Genomic DNA, 19,151 nt, shown 5'->3' with positions numbered 1-19,151 from the left:
AGTCTATCGAACGACTGGCGAGACGCTAATTTACCCTCGCTTGCGGGCACGCGGCCTAGTTCTCGCGCGCATCGCCACGGGCTTCTTCATCGCGGCGAGAGTCGTCGATCTTGTCATCGATACGCTGCAGAAGGACGTTGAGTTCTTCCAGTTCGCGGCGTAGATAGTCGCGCGTTACAGTTTCGCCTACGGCAATGCGCACGCTGGCGACCTCACGAGCCAGAAATTCGGTATCGGCCTTGGTTTCTGCAGCGCGACGACGGTCTTCGTCCAGGCTCACGCGGTCGCGGTCGTCCTGCCGATTCTGCGCCAGCAGGATCAACGGCGCGGCGTAGGCAGCCTGGGTAGAGAAGGCAAGGTTTAGCAGGATGAATGGGTAGGGATCCCAGTTCCACCACATGCCACCCAGGTTCAGCCCGATCCAGGCGACCACGATGACGGTCTGATAGAAGAGGTACTTGCCGGTTCCTAAGAAGCGGGCGATGTTCTCGGCAACGCGGCCTACACCATCACCATCGAGGTTGAATTTTTTCTTCTGCCGCGTGGCATCAGTCGGAGTATCGAGATCCGCGCGGGAAAACTTACGAGCCATGGTGTGGCTAGACCTCCTTTACTTCTGGTGTTGCTGGCGTGTCCGGTGGCGTGTCCGGCGCTGCAGTGGTTGTAGAAGAATCTACGCGCCAGTCTTCCTCGCGCCAGTCCTCCGGCAGCATGTGGTCCAGCAGGTCATCGACGCTCACGGCTCCCAGCAGGTGCTGGTCGTGATCCAGCACTGGTCCGCACACCAGGTTGTACGTCGCGAAATAACGTGCTGCCGTTTCCTGACTGTCTTCGGCAAACAAAGCTGGTAGATCCAGATCCAAGATGCCGCCGATCAGGGACGAAGGGGGTTCGCGCAGCAATTTCTGCAGGTGGACACAGCCTAGGTATTTGCCCGTCGGGGTGGCCTGGGGAGGTCGCACAACAAAGATCAGGGAGGACAGGGAGGTTGGCAGCTCCGGGTTGCGTGCGTGGGCGAGAGCTTCGGCGACGGTGGCCTGGGGCGTCAAAATGATCGGCTCGGGCGTCATCAACGCACCCACAGTCTCGGGCGAGAAGTCCATGAGGCGACGGACCGGCTCTGACTCCTCAGGATCCATCAGCTCCAGAAGGACGTCCGAGGTGTCCTCTGGCAGCTCTGCCAGAATATCGGCGGCATCATCCGGGTCCATCTCCTCCAGGACGTCGGCTGCACGTTCGATGTTCAGGTGCTCGAGGATCGCAGTCTGGTCGTCGTCCGGCATCTCTGCCAGCACATCCGCCAGGCGCTCGTCGTCCAGCTCGGAGGCGATCTTGTTACGCCGCGCATCGTCCATCTCCACCAAGGCGTTAGCCACATCGGCGTTGCGCATCTGCTGGAACGAGGCGATGAGCTCCGCATCCTGGTTCACTGCACCCGTGCCCGAGGCGTGGAGGCCCTGAATGTGCTCTATGGGGATCACATCTATCGACGTTTTACGGCCCAGGCGGCTGCGCTGGGTGACCGCTAGATTGCGGATCTTCCATTCGCGGCGACGGCTGCGGGTGAGTTCCACGTCCGTGATCTCCACGGCCTTGCCGTGGAGCTCTTCGTGCTCCGGATCGTCAGTGTGTACCTTCGAACCGATCAGATCCTCGAAGATCGTCAGCTCAGCGGAGCGGGACTTGAATGGACGAAGGTTCACAGAGCTGGACGTGGTGGTGATATCCGTGCCGGTGATCGTTGCGATACGAAGCATCGGGAGGAAAATCTTGCGCTTGTTCGCAATTTCCACCACCAACCCCAAGGCAGTCGCATCGTCGCCGTGGATGGTGATGACGACATCGCGGACACGGCCGACGGACTCGCCATCCGGCCCCAGCACAACAAGGCCGGCCAAACGTCCTGCATAAACACGACTAGTACTCATAGGTTCTTAGGTTACTTCATAGCAACCTCGGGGTAGAATGTGGCGAGTTAGATAGCGTTTGGATGGCGTACGGCGAACAAAGGGGCCAAGGAAAGATGCGAATGCTGGGCGGGCGAAACGTGGCGTCAATAATTGCGACAATAAGCTGCCTGGCAACAATCGGTGGGTTGACGGCCTGTTCCGAAGAAAAACCGGAGCCATACCTGATTGGGGTTCCGGAAAAGTCAGAGGACGAAGCGCCGATGCCCGAGCGCTACGCCGATGCCTTCGGACGCTACCTAGTGCGAGAGCTCAACGCCGATGACCGCAAGGGGGAACGCCAGCCGGCGCCCGCAGACCAGAGAGTACGGCAACTGCGAACCGGGGACATCAACGTTACTTTCGGCTGTACTGGGGAGCTGCTGGGCCTGTTGGACCGAAATCGGGCGATGGAGCTGCGGCAGGAATTGAAAAAAGCTGATAGTGAGGGAGACGTTAGCAAGAGGGATGCGGATAAGAAGTTCCTCGTCTACGACGCATTGCTGAGTTCCCTGCCTCAGGAGATTGGGGCGTCTTTGCCGGGGGATGCCACCCCCTGCTCGGATAGTTCGCTTCCGCAGAACGCAGTGGTGCTGTATGCGAAGCGAGTGATGGGGCGCGAAGAACTTGGGAAGTTGAACTCTGTTGCGGTGGGGACATCGATGGAGATGCTTGGGGCCTAGCATTGGGATCTAGCATTGGGGTCTAGATGCTGGACGGCTCTAGCCGGCATTGATCGGTAATGGTCGGCATTGGTCGGAATCGGGAGGGGAAACCCGCAACGCGAAAGAGCCCGCCACGTGAACCTCGAAGTGGCTCGTGGCGGGCTCTTGGCTAGCGTGGCTGCTGGCCTAGGGCGCTAGCGTGGGGCTAACGCCTGGCGGGGGAGCGCTTTACTCGAAAGCTTCCTCCAGCAGCTGCTTCTGCTCCAGCTGGTGCACCTTCGCCACACCGGTGGCGGTAGAGGACTGTGCACGGCGGGATACGCGCTTCAGCTGGATGCCCGGGATGTGCTCCGGCAGCTGCAGAGCCAGGAACGGCCACGGGCCCTGGTTGGCCGGCTCGTCCTGAACCCAGCGCACCTCGGCGTTCGGGTAATTATCCAGCGCATCCTCGATGCGGTTGAACGGAATCGGGTGCAGCATCTCCACACGGACGATGGCGACATCGTCGCGGCCGTCTGCCTGGCGCTTCTTCTCCAGATCCCAGTAGATCTTGCCCGAGCACATGAGGACGGTCTTGACGTTCTCGTTCTTGCCGTTCTGGTTCGGATCGTCGATCACGGACTGGAACTTCTTCACCTCGGTGAAGTCCTCCACGGAGGAGACAGCCATCTTGTTGCGCAGCATCGACTTCGGGGTAAAGACGACCAGCGGGCGCTTCAGGGAGCCCAGAGCGTGGCGGCGCAGCAGGTGGAAGTAGTTTGCCGGGGTGGACGGCTGGGCGATGGTCCAGGAGCCCTCAGCGGACATTTGCAGGAAACGCTCGATGCGGGCGGAGGAGTGGTCCGGACCCTGACCCTCGTAGCCGTGCGGCAGCAGCAGCACCAGGGAGGAAATCTGGCCCCACTTGGCTTCTCCGGAGGAGACGTACTCGTCGATGATGGTCTGGGCGCCGTTGGCAAAGTCGCCGAACTGAGCCTCCCACGCCACCAGGGCATCCGGGTTACCCACGGAGTAGCCGTACTCGAAGCCCATTCCCGCGTACTCGGTCAGAGCGGAGTTGTAGGCCTCGAAGCCACCGCCCTTGCCGGACTCGCGTGCCAGCTCCTCAAGCGGGCTGTAGCGGTCGTGGTCGGTGTGGTCGAAGAGCACGGCGTGACGCTGGGTGAAGGTACCACGCAGGGAATCCTCACCGACCAGGCGCACGAGCTTGCCACCGTGAACCAGGGAGCCGAATGCCAGTAGCTCGGCGAAGCCCCAGTCGATCTTTCCGTTGCGGGACATTTCCTTGCGACGCTTGATCACAGGCTTCACGCGCGGGTGCGGGGTGATGTGCTCCGGAATGTCAGCGAACGCGTCGCCGATGCGCTCAACGAGCTCGCGGTCCACGGACGTATCCAGACCATGCGGCAGATCCTGGGAGCCGGTAATGCCGCTCTGCTCCTTCGGCGTGGCGCCCTTTTCAGCCTCGCGCACCTGGGTGAACACGGTCTCCAGCTGCTCGTGGAAGTCGCGCTGCACGCGCTCGATGTCTTCCTCGGTCAGGTCGCCGCGGCCCAGCAGAGTCTCGGTGTACTGATCGCGGGAGCTCTTCGTCTCGCCAATCAGCTTGTACATCAGCGGCTGGGTCATCGACGGGTCGTCGGCCTCGTTGTGACCACGACGGCGGTAGGTAACGAGGTCGATGAATACGTCCTTGCCGAAGCGGTTGCGGTAATCCACAGCCAGGCGTGCGACCCACACGACCGCCTCGGGATCGTCACCGTTGACGTGGAACACTGGGCTGTCGAAGCCCTTTGCCAGGTCGGTGGCGTAGTGGGTGGAACGGCCGGCATCCGGGGTGGTGGTGAAGCCGATCTGGTTGTTCACGATGATGTGGACGGTACCGCCGACCTCGTAGGCCTCCAGGCGAGCCAGGTTGATGGTCTCCTGCACAATGCCCAGGCCGGTGAAGGCAGCATCGCCGTGCAGCAGGAGCGGCATGACGGTGTGCTTCTCGTGCAGCTGATCCTGCTTGGCGCGGGCGATGCCTTCCATGACTGGGTTGACGGCCTCCAGGTGGGAGGGGTTCGCGGCCAGGTAGACGTCGATCTCATTGTCGCCGAACATCTGGTGGTAGTGGCCCTGCTGACCCAGGTGGTACTTCACGTCGCCGGAACCACCAGCGGCACCCGGGTCGATGTTGCCCTCAAACTCGGTGAAGATCTGTGCGTAGGGCTTGCCCACAATGTTGGCCAGAACGTTGAGACGGCCACGGTGCGGCATACCGATGATGACCTCATCTAGAGCTGCATCGGCAGCGCGGTCGATGGCGGCATCCATCATCGGGATTAGGGTCTCAGCGCCCTCCAGAGAGAAGCGCTTCTGGCCGACGTACTTGGTCTGCAGGAAGTTCTCGAAAGCCTCGGCAGAGTTCAGCTTCTGCAGGATGTACTTCTGCTCAGCAGGGGTGAATCCCTCCTGGCCGGCTTCGATGCGCTCCTGCAGCCAGTTGCGCTCTTCGGCGTCCAGAATGTGGGTGTATTCCGAGCCGACCTTCAGGGTGTAGGCCTTGCGCAGGTGAGCAAGAACCTCACGCAGCGTCATGGTCTCGCGGCCAGCGAAACCACCGACGTGGAAGGTACGGTCGAAGTCCCAGAGGGTCAGGCCGTGGGACTCGATGTCCAGGTCGGAGTGGTCCGGGATAGGCAGACCCGGCTGCGTCCACTGCAGCGGGTTGACGTTGGCGATCAGGTGGCCGCGGGAGCGGTAAGCCTCGATCAGCTGCATCACGCGGGTGGACTTGTCTACGCCGATATTCGGCAGGTCCTGGCTCCAACGGGTGGGGGCGTAGGGCACGCGCATGGCGTGGAAGATCTCGTCCCAGAATTCGTCGTTGATCAGCAGGCGGCTCATGGTGCGCAGGAACTCGCCGGACTCTGCACCCTGGATGATGCGGTGGTCGTAGGTGGAGGTGATGGTCACCAGCTTGCCGATGCCCATCTCTCCCAGACGATCCTCGGATGCGCCTGCGAACTCGGCGGGGTAATCCATGGAGCCCACGCCGATGATGGCGCCCTGGCCCTTGGTCAGGCGCGGCACGGAGTGGCGGGTGCCGATGCCACCCGGGTTGGTCAGGGAGATGGTCACGCCGGTGAAGTCGTCCATCGTCAGCTTGCCTTCGCGGCCGCGGTGAACAACGTCCTCATACTTTTCGACGAACTCGCCGAAGGACATTTTCTCGGCTTCCTTAATGGCGGCAACCACCAGGGAACGCTGACCGTTCTTGCCCACCATGTCGATGGCCAGACCCAGGTTGATGTGCTCCGGCGTGACGAGGGTCGGCTTGCCGTCTACAACCTCGTAGGAGTTGTTCATGTCCGGGTGAGCCTTGACAGCCTGCACCAGGGCGTAACCGATGATGTGAGTAAAGCTAATCTTGCCGCCGCCACGCGCACGCAGGGTCTCGTTGACCATCGCACGGTTTTCGAACATCAGCTTCGCCGGCATATCGCGCACGGATGTAGCCGTCGGGATTTCCAGGGAAGCGTCCATGTTCTTAACTACGGCCCTAGCGGCGCCCTTAATGGGGGACTCGCCAGGCTCCGGCGCCTCGACCGGCTGCTTCGGAGCAGGCGGAGGGGTGCGCTTCGGGGTGGGCTTAACGCTGTCCTGGCTCTGGGATGCAGAGCTCTTAGGGCTCTTAGGGCCCTTGGAGCCATTAGGCTGCTTACCGCCCGCCGTCGTATCCCGGGTGGGGGTGACGGTGTTCTTGGTGGAGCGTTGGCCACCCGTGGTCGTCTGTGCTCCGTTGCCCGCGGCAGCCTGGGTGTTGCCCGACGAACTTACCGGAGAGGAATTCTTCTCAAAGTAGTCGCGCCATTCAGCGTCGACAGACTTTGGGTCTTCCTTGTACTGCTGGTACATCAAATCGACCAGCCACTCGTTTTGACCGAAATTTGCGCTGCTCACAGCAGGTCCTCGCCTCTTTCCTTTATGACTCTAAGTCTCGTCGTTCCACCCTACTACAAACCCGTTGTTGGCCTTGGGGCGGCATTCCACAATTCGGCATATAATCCGCCGTTTTGTAGTAGGTTGTTATGTTCGCCAATTTCGACGATCCTTCCGTGGTCCATCACGACGATCGTGTCGGCCCGGGCGGCGGTGCGTAGTCTGTGCGCGACGATGAGTGCAGTGCGGTTCCGAGTCACTCGGTTGATCGCTTCGACGATCTGAGCCTCTTCGTCGTCACTGATATTGGCCGTCGCTTCGTCCAACAACATGACCGCTGGCTGAATGTATTCCGCCCTTGCTAGCGCGATCATGTGTTTTTGGCCGGATGATAAAGTCCTCGCTTCGGGGGAGATGCGGGCGCTGAGCCCGCCGGGGATTGTCTGCAGGATTTTCTCGCCGCCGATTCGCCCGACCGCCGCCTTCACTTCTGCCAGGTTCGGTTGGCTTCCGTCGTCTGCTCCGTAGGCGATGTTCTCTGCTACGGTTCCGGCGAACATATGGGGTTCCTGCGGCACAGTACCGATGCAGCGCCGCCATCCGCGCACGTCGAAAGCTTGGATATCTGTTCCGTCCGCTCGCACAGTCCCTTCCGTGGGATCCATGAACCGGTTTATTAGCCGTAGCAAGGTGGTTTTGCCTGCGCCCGTTGCACCGACTACCGCCGTGGTACCGCGGAAGGTGTGGTCGATGTCTAGGGGAGCTTCGGCGTGTTCGCTGTGTCCGCTGTGTTCGCAGGGATTTATGGTTCTGTATTTATATACGACGCCCTCACACCGAATCTCCGGGCGTTTCACGAAGGCTGGTACAGCTGCGTTGGTAGGCGCGGTGACGGCAGGGCGTTCGTTAAGCAGTTCGCGTATCCGGGAGACGCTCACGCTGGCTTGCTGGAACTGATCGAACACCTGGGAAAGCTGTTGGATCGGCCCAAAAAGCATCGTCAGGTAGAGGCTGAATGCAACCAGCGCGCCTTCGGTGGTCTGGCCATTGGCCACGAGAGTTCCACCGGCACTAAGTATCGCGGCCTGTGCGAGTTGTGTGAGCAGGTTTATGCCGGGAAAGTACAGGCTTACCGCAGTTTGAGAGCGAATGCGCAGGCGGAGGTATTCTCGCGACTCGTTTTCTAGGCGGGTCTGCAGTGCCGTGCCGTAGCCAAAGGCTTGGCCTGTGGGGAGCCCCATGAGAGCTTCCTGGAACGTGGCATTGACCTGGCTAATCTGACTTCTTGCCCGGGTGTAGAGGCGGCGGGAGATTATGCGGAACACCACTGTCACCACCACGATCACAGGGAGGAACAGCGCGACGATTCCAGCGAGCGTGAGATCAGTGCTGATGAGCATGCCGAGGATGCCAAGAGCCAGGGAGGTCGACACGATTGTCTGGGAAAGCCCAGATTGCAGGAAGTTGGAAAGAGAGTCGATATCGGTCGTCAGGCGAGTCATGATCCTGCCGCTCGACTGGCTGTGGAACCACAAAAGATCCATTCCCGTGATATGTCGAAACAGCCGGTTGCGCAGCGTAAAAATCAGACGTTCACCAGTCAGCGTGGTGAGTACGGTGTTAGCGACCTGTGCGCCCCAGGAGAGTGCGACCACCATTAGGGCGGATCCGCAGGTTACCCACAGCGCTCCAATGTCATTCTCTGCGACTCCGCCGTCGATAGCGTGGCGGATAAACGTGGGCAGGGCGATGTCGGCGGCGGAAGATAGGAATAGCGTGACGACCACCGCTGCGATGAGTCCCGGGACCATGGCAAACAGGGTGCGAAGGCGGAAGCCCCCGCAGTCGTCAAGATCTGCGATGCGAGGCTCCGCGGCAGAATAGTTCGCAGGATCGGAGGAATTAGAGGTCTCGGCTGCGGCTGGGGTTTCTTCAGGCAGTGCCATCGGTCGCGCCGCGGGTAGGGAAATCGTCTGGTCCGGATCGCGGAAGCCGCCGTCCGCGCGGTGGCTGATGTAAATCACCGTGGGGTGGGACACCGCGGTACGGAGGTTAGCCAGGATCTGGGACTCGGTGGCCTGATCGATGGCCGAGGTGGCGTCATCAAAAATAATTGTGTGCGGGGTGCGTAGCAGTACGCGCGCGATGGCGATGCGCTGGCGCTGCCCGCCGGAAAGCGTGATGCCGCGCTCGCCTACGACGGTATCCAGTCCGCCAGCCTCCCGAATGAACTGATCTGCACAGGCCAGCCGGGCAGCCTCCCAGACCTCCGCTTCAGTGGCTGAATAGCCGAGCAGGATATTCTCCCGGATCGTTCCGGAGTAGAGGAATGCTTCGTCCATCACCAGTGCTGGACGGTCGGCCTCTTGCACCTCCAATAGAGGAATCGGCATGCCGTCTGTGGTGCTCATTACTCGGATGTCCACCGCATCCTGGGTGTTCAAGCCGGCTAAGGCATGCGCCAGGCGAGTCTTTCCCGAAGCCACCGGGCCTTCTACAATCGTCGTGCTCGATGGCGTGATGCTCAGCCGAACCGGAGGTTGTCCCGGTGCGATCGGCACGCTGCCGACAAACCCCATGGGGGCGCGCACAGGAGTGGTTCCGGTGGGGCGCGGCGGGGCGTCAATAATTTCGAGAATACGGTCTGCACACGGTTGGGTGACGTGTATATTGACCAGCGTCCCAGCCGCCATGCGAGTAAGCCGAGCAAGCATCGTGATGTATGTGGAGACCGCCAAGAAGTCTCCAACGCTGATCGCTCCACGCATGGCCAGCCAGCCTCCTAGGGCAATAGCCGCCACCAGTGCCACATTTGGCAGTGCGGAAAGGGCGGGCTGGAAGATCGCGCTGAGTTTGCCCACATGCATGTTAATGCCGTACTGCCGGGCGGATTCTAGCCGGTAGCGACCAATTTCGCGCGGCTCCTGGGCGAAGCTCTTCATCACCTGCACACCTGAAACCGTGCGATCAACCTGCTCCGCAACTACTGCCGCTTGGCGCTGCGAAGCCAGGGACGGGGCATACAGTTTCTTACGCGAGGCATAAGCCACGACGAAAAGCAGCGGGATTTGCAGCGCGATTATCCCGGCGATTGGTGGGGAAATCCACAGCACCACGGCGAAGATCAGCACCAGCTCCAGCATGCTGGAAGCCATCAGCGGGAGCATTGCCACCATGCCTTGTACCTTTGTCAGGTCAGTAATGGTGCGCGAGATAACCTGGCCGGTGCCGAAAGATCGGGCTGTGCCCTCATCGACCGACTGGATTGCCTCAAACATCCGGGTACGCAGGCTGTGTTGAGTACGCACACTAAAAGTGCCAGACAGGAAACGCCGCAACGCCTGCGTTATGAAACGCGCGCAAGCAGCTAGTACTAGTAACCCAATCGCGTGCGTGCTGCCATCCACAGAAGCGCCTGCGAGCAGCGGTAACAGCAGCTCAATGGCGGGTAAGAGCACGGTGAAAACCACTACGGCAGTGAATAACCATCGGTGGCGCCGGGCGGATTCTTGGATGACTCTGAACACGCCGATGATTCTAACGTGAGGGGTGGACAGCCCCGGGCGAGCTAGAAGATCTCTTCGGCCTCGCGGATGAAGACGTGCACGTTGTCGACCATGCGCTCTGCGATCTTCCGGTTGGCCTTCGCACCCAGATAAGCGCCGACGCCGAACGGCAGAACCTTCTTAAACATCGCGCCGCCGAAACTCTTGCGTATCTGACGGAACGCAAAGCGTCCCAGGATGTTGTTGGCTTGCTTTAGCTCAACAGAGCTGGTTTTGCGCAGTTTGCGCGTACCGCGCAGCCGGTTGGCAGCTTGCAGCGAGCTGAAGGTGCGGTCCTCAGCCAGAGCCTGCACCAACTCCTTGGCGGTGGCCCCGGAGATCGCCAGATACACTACCGCGCGGCGAGTCTCCTCCTTGGAAATATCGATGCCATTCAACTCTGCGGAGGCCAGGGCATAGAGGGCACACACCTCAATGAGCAGCGCAGATTCTGCTGCGATTCCTGCCAGTGAAAGCAACGTGCCTACGCCCGGAACTGCCGCCACGCCACCGGTACCCGCGCCGGATCCTGTCGCCAGGTTCTTAAAGTGCGTGTCTAGAACTTCCTGTCGGCGCTGAAGCGTGGCGTCACCATGCTTCTGCTCGATCTTTTCCACATAGGACCGGATGAGCGGTTCCTGGACAGAGACCGTGCGGTCGATTGCCCCGAAGAAACGGCGGGCGATCGGCCCAGAGGGATATGGTGCACGCCGAGCCTGCTGAATGAGCTCAGCTGTAGCCGTAGCCTCGTCGTGCGTTTTATCGGACTTACCGAAATTGAGAATTCCCATGGGCATCAACAGTAGGCGAAAAGCGCGCCGACGGTGGGGAAGACATTTGACCGGCTGCCAGCAGAGTTAGAGCTTAGGATGGTGAAATGATGAATCAGGAAGGCGTGCGGGTAGAGACCACGGGAGGGGTCGTCCGCGGTATTCGGGTAGACGGTGTGCGGACATGGCGCGGCATCCCGTTTGGCTACGCAGAACGCTGGAAAGCCCCACGCCCGGTGCGCTGGCAAGGAGAATGGCCAGCTGAAAAATACGGGAACGTAGCACCACAGACGGCCTACAACTGGAAAGACGAAGTCATCGGCGACGAGGACTGCCTGAACCTGGATATCGTCCGGCCAGACACCGACGCTACGTTGCCAGTTGTGGTGTTCCTGCACGGTGGAGGGTTCTTCGCCGGAGCCTCCCATACCGCAGTGTTGCGCGGACATAACTTCGCCAAAGAATTGGACGTGGTGTACGTCGCCCTTAACTTCCGGCTCGGCACGCTGGGGTACGTGGACATGAGTTCCCTGGACGTCTCCGACGCAGCGAGTTGCGAACCCAACCCCGCTACCCGCGACCAGCTCCTAGCGCTGAAATGGGTGCAGGAGAACATTGCGAGGTTCGGTGGTGACCCGGACAATGTGGTTCTGATGGGTGAATCAGCGGGCGGAACTTCCGCTGCCGTACTGATGACCATTCCTGCTGCACAAAGCCTATTTCACCGGGTAATCCTGCAGTCGGCTCCCGTGATGAGCGTGCACACTAACGCGCAATCGAACCTCTGGGCCCGCAAGCTCACGCAGTATTCCGGGTTGGTCCCGCGTACAACGTCCATCGCAGAGCTACGCGCCTTGCCGTTCGCCGACGTGGTGCGCGCCGGGCAGCAAATGTTGTGGCGCGGCGGTGGATTGCGGGAGATGAATATGGCATTTGGCATCGCTATCGACGGTGAACTGCTTTGCGACCACCCTTTGGGGATCTTCGAACGCGCCGAACATCAGCGGATCCCACTGCTTATCGGGACTAATAACGATGAGCTGTCGGCTGCCCAAATCCTGTTCTTGTCGAAATCTTCGAGGATAAGGGCAGCTCGGACGATGTTGCGCGCCCACGATCCAGCCTTGGCCGAGCAGATCGAGGCCGCCTATGGGGATATAGGGCGTCGCGGGGTTTTCGCTCAGATGCTTGCCGACGCCGTGTTCTGGGCACAGTCCATTCGGCTCGCCGAACTGCACCAAGCCGCTGGGGCTCCTGTGTGGATGTACCGCTTCGACTATGCGCCGGCGATGTTGCGGCGGCTCGGGGTGGGTGCGATGCACTCGATGGAGCTGTCTGCTCTTTTTGGTGACGCCAAGTCCTCGAAGGCCAGCTTTGTTTTGGGGGAGGAGATGGCCGTGGTTTCCGAGTATATGCAGCGGGCATGGAAGAGCTTTATCTGGGGTTCGGATCCGGGATGGCAGCCCTACACGTCGGAGAGCCGCGCGACGCAGGTGTTCGAGAGGGAAATGAGGTTGGAAGAAGATCCCCGCGCGGAGTTTCGCCAGGTATGGGAGAAGTTCGACATGCGGGGCTGGGATGGCGATGAGAGTTCCGTGGCGATGCCCAGGCCGGGGCGCTAGTGCGGATGAGTGCGGAGACGTGTAGTTCGGGATCGGGCTACTATGGTGCCCAAGTCTCGGAATGCACGTTCGCTTCGGACTGAAACACCTCATAAAACACTAGGAAGTACTAGGGAGACGTTGACTGTGGGTTTCTACGAGGACATTGCTCAGGCGCTGGATACTGAAGGTATTGAGTCGCGAGTAAACGACGACATGTTGTTCGTACCGATCGCTCCGGAGCTGGAGATTCATTTCCAGCAAATCGAGCAGACGAGTACCACCGAAGGCATCAACTCGGCGAATGTGTTCATGGCCAAGGGGGAGCTCGACGAGGTCGCAGGCATTGAAGAGTTTGAGGACACGTTGGTCGGCGTGGTGTTCTCCGTGGAAGCTGCAGTGGCTGTGGTGGCTCAGTATATCGCGACGGATCAGTGCATCACCGTGCTGCACGATCTACTGGAGGGTACCGACGATCGCATTTCTGACCTGGAGTTTGAACAGGATTTGATCGAGCCGATGCTAGTTCGCGCAGAGGTAGGCAATGGGTCCCTGCTCACCGTCATGCTGGGGTCCGGGACTGATGAGCCAGAAGCGACCGTTACCTTCGTGACCTTCGGCGAGGAGTATGACGAGCTTGTAGCGCAGGCTGAAGCTGAGCTGGAAAGCGACGAGTCTCTGAGCGACTTCGAGCGTGAAGTGATGTATCAGAATGTCCTCGAGGATGCCGCAGAGATGACTCAGGAGGTTCTGGAACTGGGTACCTTCACGGACTTTGATCAGCTCTTCGACGCACTGGCGGTCGCGCAAGTGCAAGCCACCGAGTGGGAGGAGCTGTTGGTCCCGCTGGAGGATGAGTTCGATTACTACGACGAAGATTTCGATGAAGACTTCGATGAAGATTTTGAGGATGAGGACGAAACGGAGGGCACAGAGGACACGGAGGACGCCGACTAGCTCGTCTCCGTTGTTTTGAGTAGAGCTCCGCTGAGAGGAGGGGGATTATGCGGCACGGGGAGCTGGGGCATTGCGTGCCTGTAGATCCTCCTGAGTCATCAGCGCATGCCAGCTCAGGTTGACCTGAGCTCGGTGGTTGCGGTCCCGAAACTCCTGCGGGTCCTCCCGGACCGTCCACGCCTGCTCCAAGATGAGCTCCAGAACGCGAATGGATTCGTGGAGCATCCAGCGTGGGCACTCTACAGATACTGTGACCAGGAATAATTCCTGCCCCTCGGGGGCTAGCTGCCCGCTGAGCCTGTGCCACATCAGTGAGGTCATGCGCCGCCGTGAAACGTGCACTATGGCAGTAGAATCGCCCGCCGCCACCGCGAAACGAGGCGCCTGCCAGCCGGGGGTAATACGGATCAGACTGCGCGGATGGCGCAACATAGCGCGTGCCTCAGCCGCAGCGCGGTGAGGCTCGCTCAAAGCGAAACTCCGAAGAGTATACGTGTTCGCGCCCGCGCGCTTAGATGCTGGACGATGGGTAGCTGGGTGAGGAACCTTTGGTCGCTGAGTGGTGATGCGGGATTTCATGGTGGCTCACTTCCTTTTTGCGTGTTCTTGTGTGTTGATCAGCTGTGCCGAGCTCCCGTTGTGGAGGTCTGCCAACAGTGGTCTGTGTTCAGGGATGCAGAATAGGCAACGGGTGGGACAGGTGGCGTCACTAAGAAAAAAGAATAGAACATACAATCGAATAGTGAAGGTGTTGCGGGCGACCGAACGTAAAGATCAGTGCGCTAGCATGGGGCGCAGACGGCGCGTGAGCGCAGACGGAAACAGCAGGCGAGCGACGATAGTTTTGGGAGCAGCGACATGGCGGAGAACGTAGCCAACGTAGCCAACGAAGCCAATGTGGCCATCGTAGGAGGCGGGCTAGCTGGACTTGCCGCAGCGCGAACCCTGTACAAGAGTGGCTTGAACTGCACCGTCTTTGAAGCTAGCGACAGTCTTGGTGGACATGTGCGCAGCGAGCGAATTGATGGGGTGACGGTTGACCACGGGCTGCAGACCTTCAACTCGTGGTACCCAGCAGTGAAGGAAATTCTGCAGCCGGGGGAGTATGCCGCTCTAGGGATCCGCTATTTCCAGCCCGCGATCCAAACACTTACGAGCGATGGCTTGGCGCTGATCTGCGATCCCATCCGAGCACCACACCTGATCCCAAGCCTCATGCGCTCGAAGGCCCGCAGTGCACTATCTTTTCGGGATCTATTAGCCTTGCGCCGCTGGTTAAAGTCTGAGCTATCCCACCGCTCCAGCCTGGAGCTTCGCAGCATCAAACAGAAGTACATCGATGAGGATGTGAAGACCTGCGAATCGCTGGATCAGCGAGGCGTTCGCCGACGCACCCGCGCCGTGGCGATTGATCCGCTGCTGCGCGCTTCCCTGTTCGATACCGAGGGCGAGTCTTCCGCAATCTTCGCCAAGTGGATGGTCGCCACGATGCTGCGTGGCAACCTAGCTGTACTGGAAAACGGGATGGGCGAACTGGCGACGACGCTGGCGCGCGTGCCGGGGGCCGAGTTCCGGCTGAACACGCCGGTGACGGCTATCGAGGAGGATGGCGACGGGGTACGGGTGACGGTCAACGGGGCTGAAGTCGAACACTTTTCACACGTCATCGTAGCCGTCGACCCACGGCGGGAAACTGAGTTGCTGGGCTCGCCCGAAGTGCCCACGACCAGTGTTTCATCCTGGTGGTTCGTTTCGGAAGAGCCGGTGATGGACGAGGGGCTGCTAACTGTGGACGGCACTCGCAGCACTCCAATTACATCAGCTACGGAGGTTACGGCCGCCGCCCCGAGCTATGCGCCAGGCAAGCACCTGGTGGCGGCTAACCATGTACACCCGCGCGGTTCGGACCCCGCGATGGGGCCGTCGGTGGATGAAGTGCAGCGCGGTTTAGGCTCGCTGTTTGGTGTGGATTCTTCCAGTTGGGAGCTAGTGAAGGAGCAGAGGTTTATTGACGCTATCCCGCTCAACCTCCCGCAAAGCCTGCATCGCATAGGCAAGGAGCTAGGGGATCGGGAAATCCAGGGTGGTCGCATCGCCCTGGCCGGCGCTCAGCATGCAACACCGAGTATCGACGGCGTGCTGCGCAGCGGGCAACGGGCGGCGCATCACGTGATCGCCCAGCTCGACCAGTAGCCTGAGCTGAAGGTAGCTAAGCCCTGGGGCATTTTCCGGAATGCTCTCGCGAATCAAGACTTTCGCGAATCGCTTTATCGGTCAAGGCAGCGTAGGCTTGGACAGCGATGAGTGATACTGAAAACGTCACCGGCGACGTAAACCAGCCGGTTAATGACGAGTCGGTATCTCAGAATGAACTGCAGGGTGGCATCACGGAGAATTCTTCGCAAGATTCTGCCGTGGTAAATCAAGAGCCACAAGATGTGACTAATGAGGCAGTGGAGTCTGAGAACGCCGAAGCGAAAGTTCCAGAAAAAGACAACCAACAGAGTGAAGAGCAGCAGCCCTCTTTCGACGGGCTGGGATTGCCCGAAAACGTACTAGCTGCAGTCAAGAAGGTCGGCTTCGAAGTACCTTCACCGATCCAGGCAGAAACCATTCCGGTGCTGATGGAAGGCCACGATGTGGTTGGCCTTGCGCAGACCGGCACCGGTAAGACGGCTGCATTTGCATTGCCGATTCTGTCGCGTATTGACGTGTCGAAGCGTCACCCCCAAGCCCTCGTTCTGGCACCGACGCGCGAGCTTGCGCTACAGGTTGCAGAGAGCTTCCAATCTTTCTCCGAGCACCTGGGTGGCATTCACGTGCTGCCGATCTACGGTGGTCAGGCCTATGGCGTGCAGCTGTCCGGCCTGCGCCGAGGCGCGCACATCGTGGTCGGTACGCCCGGCCGCGTGATCGATCACCTGGAGAAGGGCAGCCTCGATATTTCCGAGCTGCGCTTCATGGTGCTCGACGAAGCAGACGAGATGCTGAACATGGGCTTCCAGGAGGATGTTGAGCGCATCCTGGAGGATACCCCCAGCGACAAGCAGGTCGCTCTGTTCTCCGCGACGATGCCATCCGGCATTCGCCGCCTGTCGAAGCAATACCTGAGCGATCCGCGGGAAATCACGGTTAAGGCTACCCAGCGGACCAGTGAAAACATCGAGCAGGATTACTTGTTGGTCAGCCACCGCGACAAGCTGGACGCGCTGACTCGCATCCTTGAAATCACTGAGTTCGAGGCCATGATCATGTTCGTGCGCACGAAGAATGAGACCGAGGAGCTGGCAGAGCGCCTGCGCGCACGTGGTTTCAACGCTGCCGCCATCAACGGCGATATCCCGCAGAACTTGCGTGAGCGCACGGTGGATCAGCTGAAGGACGGCCGCCTGGACATCCTGGTGGCTACCGATGTTGCAGCCCGCGGCCTGGACGTTGATCGCATCACCCACGTGTTCAACTACGACATTCCGCACGACACTGAGTCCTATGTGCACCGCATTGGCCGGACTGGGCGTGCCGGTCGCAAGGGGCGCGCCATCTTGTTTGTGACGCCCCGTGAGCGCCGCCTGCTGAAGTCCATCGAAAGGGCAACGAAGTCTCGGTTGAACGAGATTGAGCTGCCGACCGTGGACGCGGTGAATGAGGCCCGCAAGGAGAAGTTCCGCGACAGCCTGACGGAGTCCCTGGCGGACCCGCAGATCGGTATTTTCCGCGACCTGGTGAAGGAGTACGCGGAGTCCAACGAAGTGGAACTGGCGGACATTGCGGCAGCTCTGGCTGCTCAGCTGCAGGCCGGCGAGGATTTCCTGATGAAGGAGAAGCCTAAGGAGGAGCGTCCGCGCCGCCGTGACCGCTATGGTGACGACAACCGCAGCGGTGGCGGAGCGTACAAGCCCTTCGACGAGCGCTTCAACAAGGAAGCTCCGCGCATCACGGATCGCAATGGCAAGGAGTTGGCCGTGTACCGCCTGTCGGTCGGACATCGTCAACGCGTGCGCCCGGGTGCCATCGTCGGTGCCCTGGCCAATGAGGGGGGTATGAGCTCCCGGGACTTCGGTCGCATCAGCATCTTCGCGGAGCATTCCCTGGTGGAGTTGCCTGCAGATCTGCCGATGGAGGTTTTCCATGCGCTGGATCAGACTCGTGTGTCTGGTCAGCTGATCAACATTGAGCCGGATCCAGGCGCGCCGGAAGGCCGTCCGGGCAGCCACAAGCGCCAGCACCGCAATGACCGCGGGGATCGCGGCGGACGTGGTGGCCGTAGTGGCCATGGTGACCGTGGCGGGCGCAACCGCCGGGATGATCGCGGCGATTCGAACGATCGCGGTGGCCGAGGAGGCTTCGGCGGGCGCAACCGCCGGGATGATCGCGGCGGCCGCGGCTTCAAGTCAGATCGCGGGCACCGTGGAGGCCGCCGCTAGCGGCAGTACAAATAAAAACGCACCCCGGGGAGGGGTGCGTTTTTGCGTATCCGCGGCTTTATCCGCGGGTGCTAATAAAAGCTGCGAGGTTAGATGAACATCAAGATTGCTGTGACCAGCCACAGCAGGTTGAAGATGCCCGCGAACATTGCCGCCTGACCTGGCAGCTTGGAGATGTCTGCATTCGCGGCCTTGGCAGCCTCTGCTTCGGAAGCGGGAGCGTCACCGGCCTCTACAGCGTTCAGCGCTACCAGGCCCTGGCGCTGACGGGGGATAACCAGAGCGATCAGAACACCCCAGGCAGCGATGGCTAGCAGCAGAGCGAAGTGCAGTGCGGTGTTCTTCATCGCGCCGTCAACGACGAAGAATGCGATGAGACCCAGTACCGGTACCAGCAGAGATACGAATCCGTAGGAACGGGTGATGCGGTGTACCAGTCGCAGGGCACCGATAGCAGCCGGGTCACCGGACTGTGCCTTACGGAACTGGGGAGCGTACATGGAAGAAGCAATAGCAACGGGGCCGATCAGCAGGATCGCCGCCAGAACGTGAAGCGCGGTAATAAAAGTAGACATGTCCTCTATCCTCACAGATGAACAGGGGATCTGTCACCTTTGAATACCGCGCGCCCTAAAGGTCGCAGGCTTTCTGTGCCGCCTGTGCGTCTGCTGCCGGCAGCGCTAAGCCATAGTCACCGGCTACCCGCATAAACCGCGCACAGTAGTTGCAGCTGTCCACAGGGGGCAGCCATTCGCTCATGGTGGCATCGGATTTCTCTCGGTTCACTTCAGAGGCCGTCACCACCAAATTCCGCTGTGTGTCGTTGGCGAATGCACGCCGCTGTGCTTCCGGCCATGCGTAGGCCCCCAGGTCCCACGCAGCCGCCAGCGGGACGATGTGGTCTATATCTACGCTGTGGCGGTCCATGGGATGTTTCGTGTAGGGGTCGACGCCCTCTCGTTCGCTCGCCGATCTGTTTGCACTGCCGCTGGCGCATCCACCGGCAGAACCTCCGAAGGTCTGCACTAACAGGAAATGCCTGGTATTGCAGACCCCGAAGTCAGTGACCTGCATTTCCCAACCGTCGCCGAATCGGGCGCGGGAGTACCCCAGCACCCGTGGCCGGCTGGGGATCTGGCGAATGTGTTGCAGGTATTCCCGGACGGTTTTTTGATCCTGTGGGTGGTGACGATGGGGCGTCGTCACCCAAGAAACAACACAGACCACAATGACCAGGAACAGGCAATAGATCGTGAAGGGCTGAGACAGGAAAAAGCGCCGCATGCAGTCTTAGACTGCAGCGGCGCTAGAAAGGT

The 19,151-nt window shown here is 60.3% G+C and carries 13 protein-coding genes; 5 read left to right on the top strand and 8 right to left on the bottom strand.

Features of this window, described 5'->3' with window-relative positions:
- Positions 1-55: 55 nt before the first annotated feature.
- Both CJEIK_RS07400 and CJEIK_RS07395 read right to left on the bottom strand, forming a co-directional pair.
- Positions 56-592, bottom strand: a complete 537-nt coding sequence (locus tag CJEIK_RS07400) for a DUF1003 domain-containing protein (protein ID WP_005293072.1) — start codon at positions 590-592, stop codon at positions 56-58.
- A 7-nt stretch (positions 593-599) separates the two neighbouring features.
- Entirely contained in the window at positions 600-1,928 is a 1,329-nt protein-coding gene (locus CJEIK_RS07395; RefSeq protein WP_034964373.1) for a magnesium transporter MgtE N-terminal domain-containing protein, read from the bottom strand.
- A gap of 101 nt (positions 1,929-2,029) precedes the next feature.
- Between CJEIK_RS07395 and CJEIK_RS07390 the strand changes: the two genes are divergently transcribed.
- Entirely contained in the window at positions 2,030-2,629 is a 600-nt protein-coding gene (locus CJEIK_RS07390; protein WP_011273849.1) for a hypothetical protein, read from the top strand.
- Positions 2,630-2,839: 210 nt separating this feature from the next.
- Here the strand turns inward: CJEIK_RS07390 and CJEIK_RS07385 are convergent, their stop codons facing one another.
- From CJEIK_RS07385 to CJEIK_RS07375, 3 genes are read right to left on the bottom strand one after another with little or no spacing between them, the layout of a single operon-like run.
- A complete protein-coding gene (locus CJEIK_RS07385) occupies positions 2,840-6,559 on the bottom strand; it encodes a multifunctional oxoglutarate decarboxylase/oxoglutarate dehydrogenase thiamine pyrophosphate-binding subunit/dihydrolipoyllysine-residue succinyltransferase subunit (RefSeq protein WP_005293066.1) in 3,720 nt (1,239 codons plus the stop codon).
- A gap of 53 nt (positions 6,560-6,612) precedes the next feature.
- Positions 6,613-10,065, bottom strand: a complete 3,453-nt coding sequence (locus CJEIK_RS07380) for an ABC transporter ATP-binding protein (RefSeq protein WP_248623847.1) — start codon at positions 10,063-10,065, stop codon at positions 6,613-6,615.
- Positions 10,066-10,106: 41 nt separating this feature from the next.
- Positions 10,107-10,874 (bottom strand): hypothetical protein, encoded by a 768-nt coding sequence (locus CJEIK_RS07375; protein ID WP_231913400.1) that lies wholly within the window; start codon positions 10,872-10,874, stop codon positions 10,107-10,109.
- Positions 10,875-10,960: 86 nt separating this feature from the next.
- On the opposite strand from CJEIK_RS07375, the gene CJEIK_RS07370 reads away from it, so the two are divergent.
- On the top strand, positions 10,961-12,475 hold the full coding sequence (locus CJEIK_RS07370; RefSeq protein WP_005293058.1) for a carboxylesterase/lipase family protein: 1,515 nt from the start codon (positions 10,961-10,963) through the stop codon (positions 12,473-12,475).
- Positions 12,476-12,601: 126 nt separating this feature from the next.
- Positions 12,602-13,411: a hypothetical protein gene (locus CJEIK_RS07365; protein WP_005293055.1), complete on the top strand. Its 810-nt coding sequence runs from the start codon at positions 12,602-12,604 to the stop codon at positions 13,409-13,411.
- Between the two features lie 45 nt (positions 13,412-13,456).
- Here CJEIK_RS07365 and CJEIK_RS07360 read toward each other — a convergent pair whose 3' ends face one another.
- The gene (locus CJEIK_RS07360) at positions 13,457-13,843 is read right to left on the bottom strand and encodes a hypothetical protein (RefSeq protein ID WP_034964369.1); all 387 of its coding nucleotides are present in this window, start codon (positions 13,841-13,843) and stop codon (positions 13,457-13,459) included.
- Positions 13,844-14,269: 426 nt separating this feature from the next.
- Between CJEIK_RS07360 and CJEIK_RS07355 the strand changes: the two genes are divergently transcribed.
- Both CJEIK_RS07355 and CJEIK_RS07350 read left to right on the top strand, forming a co-directional pair.
- Positions 14,270-15,604 carry an NAD(P)/FAD-dependent oxidoreductase gene (locus CJEIK_RS07355; RefSeq protein ID WP_005293050.1) on the top strand — a complete coding sequence of 445 codons (1,335 nt, stop codon included), beginning with the start codon at positions 14,270-14,272 and terminating at the stop codon, positions 15,602-15,604.
- A gap of 107 nt (positions 15,605-15,711) precedes the next feature.
- Complete coding sequence (locus tag CJEIK_RS07350) at positions 15,712-17,835, top strand: DEAD/DEAH box helicase (protein ID WP_005293047.1); 2,124 nt, start codon at positions 15,712-15,714, stop codon at positions 17,833-17,835.
- Between the two features lie 89 nt (positions 17,836-17,924).
- On the opposite strand, the gene CJEIK_RS07345 is transcribed toward CJEIK_RS07350, so the two are convergent.
- Both CJEIK_RS07345 and CJEIK_RS07340 read right to left on the bottom strand, forming a co-directional pair.
- Positions 17,925-18,410: a hypothetical protein gene (locus CJEIK_RS07345; protein WP_005293045.1), complete on the bottom strand. Its 486-nt coding sequence runs from the start codon at positions 18,408-18,410 to the stop codon at positions 17,925-17,927.
- Positions 18,411-18,465: 55 nt separating this feature from the next.
- Positions 18,466-19,119 carry a GmrSD restriction endonuclease domain-containing protein gene (locus CJEIK_RS07340; protein ID WP_005293042.1) on the bottom strand — a complete coding sequence of 218 codons (654 nt, stop codon included), beginning with the start codon at positions 19,117-19,119 and terminating at the stop codon, positions 18,466-18,468.
- Positions 19,120-19,151: the final 32 nt, after the last annotated feature.

The sequence above is a fragment of the Corynebacterium jeikeium genome (assembly GCF_028609885.1).
Classification (GTDB): Bacteria; Actinomycetota; Actinomycetes; order Mycobacteriales; family Mycobacteriaceae; genus Corynebacterium; species Corynebacterium jeikeium.
The sequence above is the reverse complement of the archived record's forward strand: the minus strand, read 5'-3'. Positions and strand labels throughout refer to the sequence as shown.